This window comes from Thalassospira alkalitolerans (genome assembly GCF_002115745.1).
Lineage (GTDB): Bacteria > Pseudomonadota > Alphaproteobacteria > Rhodospirillales > Thalassospiraceae > Thalassospira > Thalassospira alkalitolerans.
In genome coordinates, this window is the sequence record NZ_JFKB01000035.1 from 1 (window position 1) to 10,383 (window position 10,383).

Annotated in this window: 12 protein-coding genes; 4 read left to right on the forward strand and 8 right to left on the reverse strand. The window is 54.2% G+C overall.

Translation table 11 applies throughout. The features are described 5' to 3' along the window. The first annotated feature begins 204 nt into the window (after positions 1–204). The 3 genes from TALK_RS21535 (at position 205) to msrB (ending at position 1,842) form a co-directional block, all read left to right on the forward strand. Positions 205–759 (forward strand): AAA family ATPase, encoded by a 555-nt coding sequence (locus tag TALK_RS21535; protein WP_085621227.1) that lies wholly within the window; start codon positions 205–207, stop codon positions 757–759. Positions 760–831: 72 nt separating this feature from the next. After that, positions 832–1,299: a thermonuclease family protein gene (locus tag TALK_RS21540; protein ID WP_085621228.1), complete on the forward strand. Its 468-nt coding sequence runs from the start codon at positions 832–834 to the stop codon at positions 1,297–1,299. Between the two features lie 102 nt (positions 1,300–1,401). Next, entirely contained in the window at positions 1,402–1,842 is a 441-nt protein-coding gene (gene msrB / locus TALK_RS21545) for a peptide-methionine (R)-S-oxide reductase MsrB (protein ID WP_085621237.1), read from the forward strand. 57 nt (positions 1,843–1,899) lie between these two features. On the opposite strand, the gene TALK_RS21550 is transcribed toward msrB, so the two are convergent. From TALK_RS21550 to TALK_RS21580, 7 genes are all read right to left on the reverse strand, one after another. Beyond that, positions 1,900–2,313 (reverse strand): hypothetical protein, encoded by a 414-nt coding sequence (locus TALK_RS21550; RefSeq protein ID WP_085621229.1) that lies wholly within the window; start codon positions 2,311–2,313, stop codon positions 1,900–1,902. Between the two features lie 123 nt (positions 2,314–2,436). After that, positions 2,437–2,928, reverse strand: coding sequence for a phosphatase domain-containing protein (locus TALK_RS21555; protein ID WP_085621230.1), 492 nt, complete (start codon positions 2,926–2,928; stop codon positions 2,437–2,439). Next, on the reverse strand, positions 2,925–3,515 hold the full coding sequence (locus tag TALK_RS21560) for a histidine phosphatase family protein (RefSeq protein WP_085621231.1): 591 nt from the start codon (positions 3,513–3,515) through the stop codon (positions 2,925–2,927). The genes TALK_RS21555 and TALK_RS21560 overlap by 4 nt, the downstream gene beginning before the upstream one ends. A 31-nt stretch (positions 3,516–3,546) precedes the next feature. Then, positions 3,547–4,635, reverse strand: a complete 1,089-nt coding sequence (locus tag TALK_RS21565; RefSeq protein ID WP_085621232.1) for an MBL fold metallo-hydrolase — start codon at positions 4,633–4,635, stop codon at positions 3,547–3,549. Then, a complete protein-coding gene (locus TALK_RS21570) occupies positions 4,635–5,726 on the reverse strand; it encodes an ABC transporter ATP-binding protein (protein WP_085621233.1) in 1,092 nt (363 codons plus the stop codon). Before TALK_RS21570 ends, TALK_RS21565 begins: the two co-directional genes overlap by 1 nt. Then, the gene (locus tag TALK_RS21575) at positions 5,714–7,450 is read right to left on the reverse strand and encodes an ABC transporter permease (RefSeq protein ID WP_085621234.1); all 1,737 of its coding nucleotides are present in this window, start codon (positions 7,448–7,450) and stop codon (positions 5,714–5,716) included. The genes TALK_RS21570 and TALK_RS21575 overlap by 13 nt, the downstream gene beginning before the upstream one ends. Continuing rightward, on the reverse strand, positions 7,450–8,433 hold the full coding sequence (locus TALK_RS21580) for an ABC transporter substrate-binding protein (RefSeq protein ID WP_245830075.1): 984 nt from the start codon (positions 8,431–8,433) through the stop codon (positions 7,450–7,452). Before TALK_RS21580 ends, TALK_RS21575 begins: the two co-directional genes overlap by 1 nt. A gap of 229 nt (positions 8,434–8,662) precedes the next feature. On the opposite strand from TALK_RS21580, the gene TALK_RS21585 reads away from it, so the two are divergent. Continuing rightward, positions 8,663–9,436, forward strand: coding sequence for a DeoR/GlpR family DNA-binding transcription regulator (locus TALK_RS21585; protein ID WP_085621235.1), 774 nt, complete (start codon positions 8,663–8,665; stop codon positions 9,434–9,436). Positions 9,437–9,445: 9 nt separating this feature from the next. Here the strand turns inward: TALK_RS21585 and TALK_RS21590 are convergent, their stop codons facing one another. Further along, entirely contained in the window at positions 9,446–10,240 is a 795-nt protein-coding gene (locus tag TALK_RS21590) for a class II glutamine amidotransferase (RefSeq protein WP_085621236.1), read from the reverse strand. Between the last annotated feature and the right edge of the window lie 143 nt (positions 10,241–10,383).

A 10,383-nucleotide genomic window follows, 5' to 3' on the forward strand; every position in this document is an offset into this window, starting at 1 on the left:
ATGGGAATCCTGAATGTAAACACCGCCTAGCTCCTAGCCCCCAAACCAACATCACGTTGACAAGCCATACCTAGACGCTAAAAGCGCGTCTCGCACAGTTACGTGCCATCCAAACCCTGTCTCCAAAACACACCATCCCCGCCATCAACTTGCCGCAAATCGCCGCCATATCCTGCGCCCCGCGCAAGGAACCCATACCGCAGAATGCAGTCACCTTATCCATCCAATCTTGTTGTCATCACCGGCGGGCCCGGTGCGGGCAAAACCACCTTAATCAATCACCTTCACGAACGCGGCTATGACATCAACCGCGACGTTACGCATGCCGTGATCGCCGAACAAAAAGAACGCGGCGGCAACGCCCTGCCATGGGCTGATAACGATGCCTTTGCAGGGTTAATGACCCGCGGTGCCATCCGGGCATGGCAGCATGGCATGGAACAGGACCCACGAACCGTGTTCTGTGATCGCGGGCTGCCAGATACATTGGCACATCGCGAAATATCGGCCCTTCCCGATGACCCGGGATTAAAGCGCGCGATTGAAACCTATCGCTATCGCCGCACGGTTTTCATCCTGCCGCCTTGGGCGGAAATCCACAAAAATGATCCAAACCGTTCACAAAGCTTCGCTGATGCCGTCAGAACATATGTCGTACTGTATCGCACCTATCTTCAATGCGGGTACGAACCGATTGAAATCCGCAAGGGACCGGTAGAACAACGCGCCGCCCAAATCCTTGCCCGCTTGAAAATTTAATCCACCCTTCCCGCCAATACTCCCAAACCATCAAAGCAAAATCCCGCCGCCCCAACAAAAAAACGAGCATACATGCCCCGTCCCGCCCCCCGTCAAATCGTCGCCATCCTGATCATCGCAATCAGCCTTCTGCCCACTCTGTTGCCGGTACCGGCCAATGCCGCCTGCTATGACTGGCCGCTCCGCGAACGTCTGGGTGAATATGCCTATGACGGCGATACGATTTACGTCAACATCCCCGGCCTGCCCGGCGAAATCGCCGAAATGTCCGTGCGCGTGCGCGGTGTTGATACCCCGGAAATTCGGGGCAAATGCAGCGCTGAAAAATCCCTTGCCAACAAAGCCCGCGATTTCGCCCGTCAAAGTCTGAAATCGGCAAAACGGGTTGAATTCTGTGAACCGGAATGGGGCCGCTATGGCGGGCGCGTTGTCGCATCGGTCCGCATTGATGGCAGGGCGCTGGATCAGGATCTGATCAATCAGGGCTTAGCCCGCCCCTATGACGGCAAGACCAAGCGTCAACCATGGTGCCAGGGATAATTTGCCGGTTCAATTCATAACATTGGCGTGAAGGCACTGGACTTTTTTGCCAATCCGACCATCTTCGGAAGCATGACCAAATCATGCCCTGCTGGAGAAACCATGACGAAATACACCAAAAACCAGGATGCTATCAGCGCCCTTGATGCCAATCAGTATCACGTCACCCAGAACAGCGGCACCGAGCCGCCGTTTCGCAATGAATTTTGGGATCATAAGGAAGACGGTCTATATGTCGATATCGTCTCGGGCGAGCCGTTATTCACATCCCGCGATAAATTTGATTCCGGTTGCGGCTGGCCAAGCTTTACCCGCCCGGTAAATACCGACCATGTCATCGCCCACGAAGACAATACACATGGTATGCGCCGCATCGAAGTCCGATCCAAACATGGCGACAGTCATCTGGGGCACGTTTTCCCCGACGGCCCGAAAGAGGCCGGTGGCCTGCGGTATTGCATCAATTCTGCATCGCTACGCTTCATCACAGTCGATGATCTTGAAATCGAGGGGTATGGTGATTACCGTCACCTGTTCGAATAATCAAATAAAGACCAGCATTCAGCAAGCTACAGCCAACAAAATATCGGCATAAAGTCACTATTTATAATTTGGCGATTTCTGACACTCACCTTCCACAACAAAACCATCTCTTATTCCGATCATCGCCTTGTTACTAATACTCGAAAATTTACCAAAAGGAGGGATCAGGAACTTTTGATCCGCAAAATTCCAATCCACTCCGGAATCATCAAGATACGCAAAATAGTATACTTGACCGTCCTGAGTTTCCACCCAAGCGCTCCCATCATCATCCGACCACAAAATGAACCAGCGAAAACGCTCAAACTTAAGAAAAAAACTTGTCGGAGAGTCTTTTCCATCAACCATCTCTGTACCGGCACAAAAAAAGTTCTGTTCTTTTGTACTGAAATTAATAAACAACACAAACAAAAAACCGGCAGCCAAGAAAAACAAGGACCCTACTCTTAATTTATCTATGCGCTTAAACATTCCACATCCTACACCAACATCGCAGAATGATAAACAATCTGATCGATCACTACACAGGCCAACAAGACCGCTCTTAGTCTTTCAGCAAAAGCCTCCCAAAGTGACTGTTTTTTCTATTGCAAACTAAAAATCACCCGGCGCGCATTGCAGGCAGGTCAGGCCCATATCGCGCCACTTGTCCACCACACGCCGACGGTCATCGACCACAAGCCAGGGATTAAACCCGTCGGCACGGATTTGCGCCAAAAGATCTTCTTTAACTTCCTCGTCCGTGCGGTGATCGGCATCTTCGGGGCGCAGATACATGCCATCAAACGGAATACCATGCGCGCGCAGCCATGCCTCTGACCGGTGTTGCCATCCGGCAGGACGGCCCGAACAAATCACAATCGCCTGCCCCGACTGATGCAAAACATGCAAAAGACGTTCGATATCGGCAATCGGGGCGGCCTTGTCCATCTCATCAAAAAATGCGTCCCATTGCTTTTCAATGCCATGCACCAGATGCCCCAAGGCATCGGCATCAAAATAGGCCAGCGTGCCATCCATATCGAACACCACCGCATCACGTGATGGCTGGGTGGATGTGGAACTTATGGTTTCGGGCTGGCTCACGCGGAAATCTCCTTGATCAAATCTTCGGTCAAATTTTCATATTCCCAATCCGTTGCCGTCGGGCGGAACAGGATTGGCGTTGCATTGGCCATACGCGGGCCTTCGGCACCAAAACCGGTCATGTAAAGGATACAGCGTGCCACCCCGGAATGGGCCACGACCACAGTCAATCGATCACTGACCTCGGACAAGGCCTGTTGCATGGCAAAGGAAACCCGCTGGCACATCGCATCAAACCCTTCACCATCTGGCGGGGTTTCAAAGCGCGGGCAAAGCTCGGTCACAGGACGACCTTCAAGATCGCCCCAATGGCGTTCGCGCAATCCGTCAAGGATATGCGGATCATACCCCGGCATCACCAGATCAGCCGTCTGTCGCGCCCGGTCCTGCGGACTGACATAAAGCGCATGCCATACCCCCCGCGCCATCAGGGGCGCAATAGCACGCGCCTGTTCCCGACCGATATCATTTAACGGTGGCTCGGTCGAACCGGCGATGATGCCTGCCTTGTTGGCATCAGTTTCCCCATGGCGAATAAACACAAACGGCACTTTGGGGAACTCAAACTTTTCAGCAGCATAAATCATGTTTGGTCATTCCCCATTCACAGATAAAAGTTCATAGATAGAACCGATCGGCAAGCTGTAACCGCCCGTCAAAACCATCGACAAGGGCAAAGTCTTCGGGGCGGCCATTAAACAGCGGAACAATCTGCATCGCATGGCAATCATTGGCCATTTTAACGACATCATCAAACAGTGGATGCACATTCCAGCGCCGGAAATGCGCTTGGCCCTTTTCGACCATGTTTCGTGCCTCAAGCGGCATGAAACCGGTAAAGATCACATGCGCATCACGGCCCAGCCGCCCGGCCTTGCCCCATTGATCAATCAAGTCACCCGCCATGCCATAGGTTCCGCAAGGTGAATGACACAAAAGCAATCTGGAATCGGGATTGAAATCACGCACTTTGTCCCGAAGCCCGCGCAATTTCCGGATCGCATTTTGCGATACATAATCCGGCCCATCATCGCCCAAAACCTGTTTGACCCGCCCATAACATCGCGCATCCATTGTCCAGTCTGTCATGCCCTGTGCTTCGAACAAAAGCGCCATTTCCGCAGCCCGCCCGCTTGGCGGCACCGGAAACAGAATTTGTCCATCCAGCTTGGACATCGTGGTCAAAAGTCCGTCAATCCGCACTTGTTGCGTCAACCGTTCCATACCATAGGACGCATCCATTAAAACCGTCGCCGCATCAGGCGGCGAGTCATAAAGGAAGTATTCCGTCTCCTTGCAGAAATCGCCAGTATACAGAACCCCGCCACCTAATTCGAAATGCAGCCACACCCCGCCAAACGAATGGCCGGTGCGCCCGGTGGTCACCGTCACACCATCAACCTGAATTTCCCCGTAAGGCGGCAGGACAATCACATTGGCATCCGCCGGAAGGGACCGGGCGGTCACTTCGGTGCAATAGATCGGCAAACCGGCTGCCACGACCTCGGCCGCGGCGCCAATATGATCGACATGGTCATGGGTAATGAAAACAGCGTTAACTTTGTGAAGCCACGCCGGATCAAATCCGCTGTCATTTTCCGGACCAACCCCGCAATCCAGCAACCAGCGCCGGTTAAAGAATTCCAACCGCAAACAGGCCGGACCTTTTTCGCCAAGCCCTGATAAAACACGCATCCGGGCTGACATCAGGCGGCCTCATCTTCTGTTCGATCAAAAACCCAGCCATCGGAAATGACCAAACCAACTGCCTCGCCGATCCGGGCCCGCTTGGTCGCATAAACCGGCAGAATTTGATCACCATCCAGCCGCACCATCAAACGGAACCGCCCGCCAAGATAGACGCAATCCTCAACCGATCCGCGCAATGTCCCGGCATCATCGACCCAGATATCCTCCGGCCGCAGGCAAAGGCCCAAATCGCGGCCATTTCGCATATCGCTGTTACTTGCAACCTTTTGACAGATACGGGCCTGAATGGCCGCATCACCCAGCCGAACGGAACAACGACCGGCATCGTGGATCGCAACATCATCAATTGGCAACACGGCCCCGGCACCCACAAAGCCCGCAACCATATGATCGGCCGGTTCGCGGTAAAGGGTTTCGGGGGCGGCCATCTGACGAATGCGCCCCCTGTCCATCACCGCAATCCGGTCTGCCATCGCCATGGCTTCGGCCTGATCATGGGTGACGTAAATCATTGTCGCCCCGGTCCGGCGGTGAAAATCCAGAAACGCCTGCTGCATGGTTTCGCGCAAGTGAACGTCCAAATTCGCCAACGGTTCGTCCAGCAACACCGCACGCGGCTCCATCACCAGACAGCGCGCCAGGGCAACCCGCTGTCGCTGCCCGCCGGAAAGCTCGGTCGGGTTACGATCAGCATAGGGTTCAAGTGCAACCGTTGCCAATGCTTTGGCAATGCGGGCATCACGTTCCGCACGGCCAAGCCCGCGCACTTCCAGCGGATAACCAACATTGCGCGCCACCGACATATGCGGCCAAAGCGCATAGGATTGAAACACAATGCCAAGATTGCGCGCCTCGGGATTAACCATTACCCGATTGGCCGGATCGGCAACCGCCTGCCCGCCCAGTGAAATTACGCCGCCATCGGGTTCCTCGAACCCGGCCAACAGACGCAGCAATGTCGTCTTGCCACATCCCGATGGCCCCAACAGGGCGACAAATTCGCCATCGGCAATATCAAGCGACACCTGATTTACCGCGCGATAATCGCCAAATGATTTGGTAATCCGCGAAAGATTTATGTCTGCCATGGCACAACCCCCTTGGGCAAACGACGTGATGCCAGTTGGAAACAGGTCATCAACGTAATAACGACAATCACGACCACTACCGCCACGGCCGAGGCCAAAACGGTATCGCCACTGTCATCCAGATTGAAAATCAAAACGCCCAGCGTCTCGTTCCCTGACGACCACAAAAGGGCCGACACGGTAAGCTCGTTAAAGGCGGTCAAAAACACCAACAACGCCCCGGCTGCTGCCGATGGGGCTGCCAATGGCAACAAAATATCGCGCAACCGGCGCCCCACCCCCGCACCGCACGCCTGTGCGGCTTCTTCCAATGCGGGGTCAAGCTGGGAAAAACTGTTCATCACCGGGCGCAGTGCAATCACCAAAAACCGTGCCAGATAAGCAACAAAAATGATCCCCAGCGTGCCATACAGGCTGATATTGATCACCGGAATGCGAATGAACAAAAGGATGCAGGCAATCGCCAACACCACACCGGGCAATGCATAGGGCACTTCAACCATCAGATTGACCAGATGGGTCAACCGGGTGGGCCTGCGCACAATGACATAGGCCAGTGGCAAACAAATCGCGACCAGCGTCACCGCCGCCCCGACCGACAACATGAAACTGTTATGAAACGCCCGGATCGTCGATGGCTGAACAAACAGGACTTCGTAAAACGCATCAAAACTATAGTTCGACAAGCTCAACTTCACCCCGAATGCCGGCACCAATGCCGTCGCGATCAGCCCCATTAACGGAACCACCAAAATGGCAATCAAAACGGCCCAAAGCACGATTTCAACCAGCGAACGCCGCGCCCCCAGTCGGATATCAAGCGGCCGTCCGACCATCCCCATCAGCCGATAATCGCGCTTGCCCAGCAATCGGTGATGCAGCGCCACACCGCAAATGGCGATGGCACCAATCAACATGGCCAGAACCGAAACCTCGCCCAAAACCGACGGGCCAAACCCGGCCAGTTTTTGATAAATCAGGGTCGGCAATGTCGAATAATTTGCCGGAATGCCCAGCATCGCCGGGATACCGAAATTACCAAGGGCCGTTACAAACGCCATCGCCGTTCCGGCAATCAAACCGGGGCTGGTCAATGGCAAAATGATCTGCCACCACAAACGACCGCCCCGCGCACCGGCAAGCCGTGCGGCTTCGATCTGTTCGCGCGGCAACAGGCGCAAATTGGCCCGCAGCGTCAAAAACACAATCGACGCATGCTGAATACCCAGTAACAGCGCAATTCCCTCGGCCGAATAAAGCGGCTGGGGCGATCCCATGGCGGGTGCCATGCCAATCGCGTTTAACAATGCACTGCTTGGCCCGGTCAATTGCACCCAGGCAAGGGCGGTGATCTGAGGCGGGATCATCATCGGAATCATAAAACAGAAAACCAGCACGGCCTTGGCGCGGATATCGGTTAATGCGACCAAAAAGGCAAACGCCCCCCCGATCAAAAGCGAAATAATCGTCCCAAGTCCCGCGGTATAAAGGCTATTGGTGGTCGCCCGCCATGTCGTCGAATTGCCCAGAACATCACGGATATAATCCGTACTGGGAACACCACCGATAAACACGCCTTCAATCGCAAGACGCGCCATCGGCAAAATGGAAATCACGAACACCGGCACCAAAAGCCATGGCAGCAACCGGTCCGAAGACCGATTGCCTGCCATTTGGCGAACTGTGCCGGGAACGAAGCCGCGAAGGCGACTTACTGCCTGCATTATTCAGCCCCGAAAATATCCGCGAACTTTTTCTTGTTCGCTTCTGCCTGTTCCAGTGCAATCGCAGGATTGAAATCCATCAGTTTGATCGCATCACGTGCCGGGAAACCCGCTGGCAGCGCCATATCGCCACGTGCCGGGACATAGCCCATATCAAGAACCAGTTCCTGACCTTTGCCCGAAAGCACAAAGTCGACAAACTTATGCGCCGCATCAACGTTTTTCGCGGTTTTCAAGATCGCAACCGGCTCGGTCACATAGGTGACACCTTCGGACGGGAAGACGAAATCAACCGGCGACCCATTGGCTTTGCCACGGATTGCCAGGAAATCAACAACCACGCCATACGGTTTTTCACCCGATGCAACGGCCTTGAACGTGCCACCGTTACCGCCTTGTGCGCGGGCTTCGTTGGCGGCCAATGCCTGATAGTAATCCCAACCCAGATCTTTGTTCTCGGTCAAGGTCGACAGATGAATAAGGGCGGCACCGGAATAAAGCGGGCTTGGCATCACGACCTGATTTTTCAGGGCCGGATCAACAAGGTCTTTCCAGCTTGTCGGGGCTTTTTTAACGCCGGTATTATAAACAATGCCGGTCGTGATCAGCTTGGTCGAATAATAAAAACCATCGGCATCATAAAGCGCATCTTCATAGGCCGATGCTTCCGGCGATTTATAGGCCTGCAAAAGACCTTCGCCTTTCATACCTTCAAGCGTGACGGTATCGGCAATCAGCAAAACATCCGGGCGCGGGTCGCCAGCGGCAATCTCGGCACGCAGTTTTGCCATCAGCTTGGTGGTGCCATCACGCACCCATTCGACCTCAACATCCGGGTTGGCAGCCTTAAAGGCATCAACCGTGGTCTGGGCATCCTGATTTGGCTGGCTGGTATAAAGAACCAATTTCTCGGCCGCCTGACCGGCAACTGGCAACATCATCGCAGCAGTTGCCACGGCAGCAAGAAGAACGTTACGCATCATCCACATCCCTTGATTGCGTAGGGTGAACCATTTTGGGTCACCCCGAAGGTTTCGTTCGAAAACAATCCGAGCGGGACGCTATATGGATTTCGGTTTCAGTTGTGTGACAAAGCAAAGAATTAAATGTTTCAAAAGGCTATCCGGGCTTTGCAGGCGCATTCAAGCCTGTCTATAATCGCAAACATTGCGAAACACAGGCTTTCTAACGAAAGTCTAAAAAGGAAATTTAATGTCCGATCCCGTGCCTCTTGACCGCCGACGCGACAGAATTGTCGCCCTTGTCAAATCCTGCGGCTTTATGGCGGTCGAAGAACTGGCAAGAAGGTTTAATGTCTCGGTCCAGACGATCCGTACCGATCTGCGCGATCTTCACGAACAGGGCCGCATCTTTCGCCGCCACGGCCTTGCCGGCCCGGCACCCGATCCGGATAACTCAGCCTATGAAAAACGTGAAGTCTGGAACCGCAGTGGCAAACGCGCATTGGCGACAAAAATCGCCGACATCATCCCCGAAGGCTGCACCATTGCCATTGGCACCGGCACCACTGCCGAACTGGCCGCACAAAGCCTTGCCTCGCACCGCAACCTGACGGTATTGACCAACAATATCCATGTGGTGCTGACATTACAAAACGCACCCAATGTGACGCTGCGTCTTGCGGGTGGCACCATTCGCACACGCGACCTTGATATCATCGGGGCCGACAGTGCTGATTTCTTTGGCAGCTATCGCGCCGATTTCGGCATTGTCAGTGTCGGCGGCATGTCAGAAACCGGCGATCTGATGGATTTCAACATGGACGAAGTCCGCGCCCGACGCGCGCTTGTCGCCTGTTGCGATCACGCCATCCTGCTCGTCGATGAGAAAAAGGTCGGCCGCAAGGCCCTGTGTCGCGACGGACACGCCAGCGACTTTAAAACCGTGATGCTCAACACTGCACCAGGTGACACCCTGCAACAGAAACTTGTTCAGGGCCGATCACACATAATCGTCACAAGTTAGAAACTAGAATCAAGCAGCCCCTTTGCATCCGGTTGCCACCATCGTCGGCTCTTCACAAATCTGAAGATCGCGGGTGACATGCAGGGTGTGGTTCGGTGCCACCGCGATCCAGCTATCGCTTTCCGCATCCAACGGCTCGGACACGACGATGACGTGATTGTCGCGCTTGCGCCAATAAAGCGACGGTGATTTATCGTCGCTGGCATGACGAATGGCGCATACGCTTTCCCCGTTTGCCAGACAGGCCGTAAAGCGGAACGGTACGGTTATGCCACGGTTACGCATTTCACGTTCAACGACTTCGATGGTTTTGCGGATTGCACGGTGCGGGTCCGTGCGCAAGCCAAAGGTCAGCATCAAACAGAAAATCAGTTCACTGTCGGTTGTACCCTGCCGGGCTGCATAAAATTCGTCATCGACCATCGCCTCAAGCACGCGCCGCACCAACGAATAATTGCCAATCTGACCGTTATGCATGAACAGGAAATTATCATGGGCAAAGGGATGGCAGTTTGTGCGACTGGTTTCTGTTCCGGTCGAGGCCCGAACATGGGCAAAAAACATCCCCGACCGAATATGATGGGCCAGTGACCGCAGATTGGGATCATTCCACGCCGGAAGGATTTCACGATAAAGCCCCGGTGTCTTGCGGTCGTCGTACCAGCCAAGACCAAAACCATCGCCATTGGTCGGCGTTTTGGCCTGTTCAGCACGAAGGCTTTGCTCCACCAGGGAATGACGCGGCTCGAACACCAGTTTTTCAAGATAAACCGGTTCCCCGATATAGCTTAGCCAGCGGCACATGAGCATTCCCTTGGTTTACGTTACGACCATAGCCGCCATCTATGCCGGGAAACTACATTATGGTCAATGTGATATTAATAACCTTGGCCGATCCCGGCTGTCTGTCGAACGTCACTAGGCGGTGTTTACATTCAGGATTCCCA

Bases quoted from the DNA above. Each gene is read 5' to 3' on its own strand.
- TALK_RS21535 (WP_085621227.1), top strand. From the start codon at position 205: ATGCAGTCACCTTATCCATCCAATCTTGTTGTCATCACCGGCGGGCCC.
- TALK_RS21540 (WP_085621228.1), top strand. From the start codon at position 832: ATGCCCCGTCCCGCCCCCCGTCAAATCGTCGCCATCCTGATCATCGCA.
- msrB (WP_085621237.1), top strand. From the start codon at position 1,402: ATGACGAAATACACCAAAAACCAGGATGCTATCAGCGCCCTTGATGCC.
- TALK_RS21550 (WP_085621229.1), bottom strand. From the start codon at position 2,313: ATGTTTAAGCGCATAGATAAATTAAGAGTAGGGTCCTTGTTTTTCTTG.
- TALK_RS21560 (WP_085621231.1), bottom strand. From the start codon at position 3,515: ATGATTTATGCTGCTGAAAAGTTTGAGTTCCCCAAAGTGCCGTTTGTG.
- TALK_RS21565 (WP_085621232.1), bottom strand. From the start codon at position 4,635: ATGTCAGCCCGGATGCGTGTTTTATCAGGGCTTGGCGAAAAAGGTCCG.
- TALK_RS21570 (WP_085621233.1), bottom strand. From the start codon at position 5,726: ATGGCAGACATAAATCTTTCGCGGATTACCAAATCATTTGGCGATTAT.
- TALK_RS21575 (WP_085621234.1), bottom strand. From the start codon at position 7,450: ATGCAGGCAGTAAGTCGCCTTCGCGGCTTCGTTCCCGGCACAGTTCGC.
- TALK_RS21580 (WP_245830075.1), bottom strand. From the start codon at position 8,433: ATGATGCGTAACGTTCTTCTTGCTGCCGTGGCAACTGCTGCGATGATG.
- TALK_RS21585 (WP_085621235.1), top strand. From the start codon at position 8,663: ATGTCCGATCCCGTGCCTCTTGACCGCCGACGCGACAGAATTGTCGCC.
- TALK_RS21590 (WP_085621236.1), bottom strand. From the start codon at position 10,240: ATGTGCCGCTGGCTAAGCTATATCGGGGAACCGGTTTATCTTGAAAAA.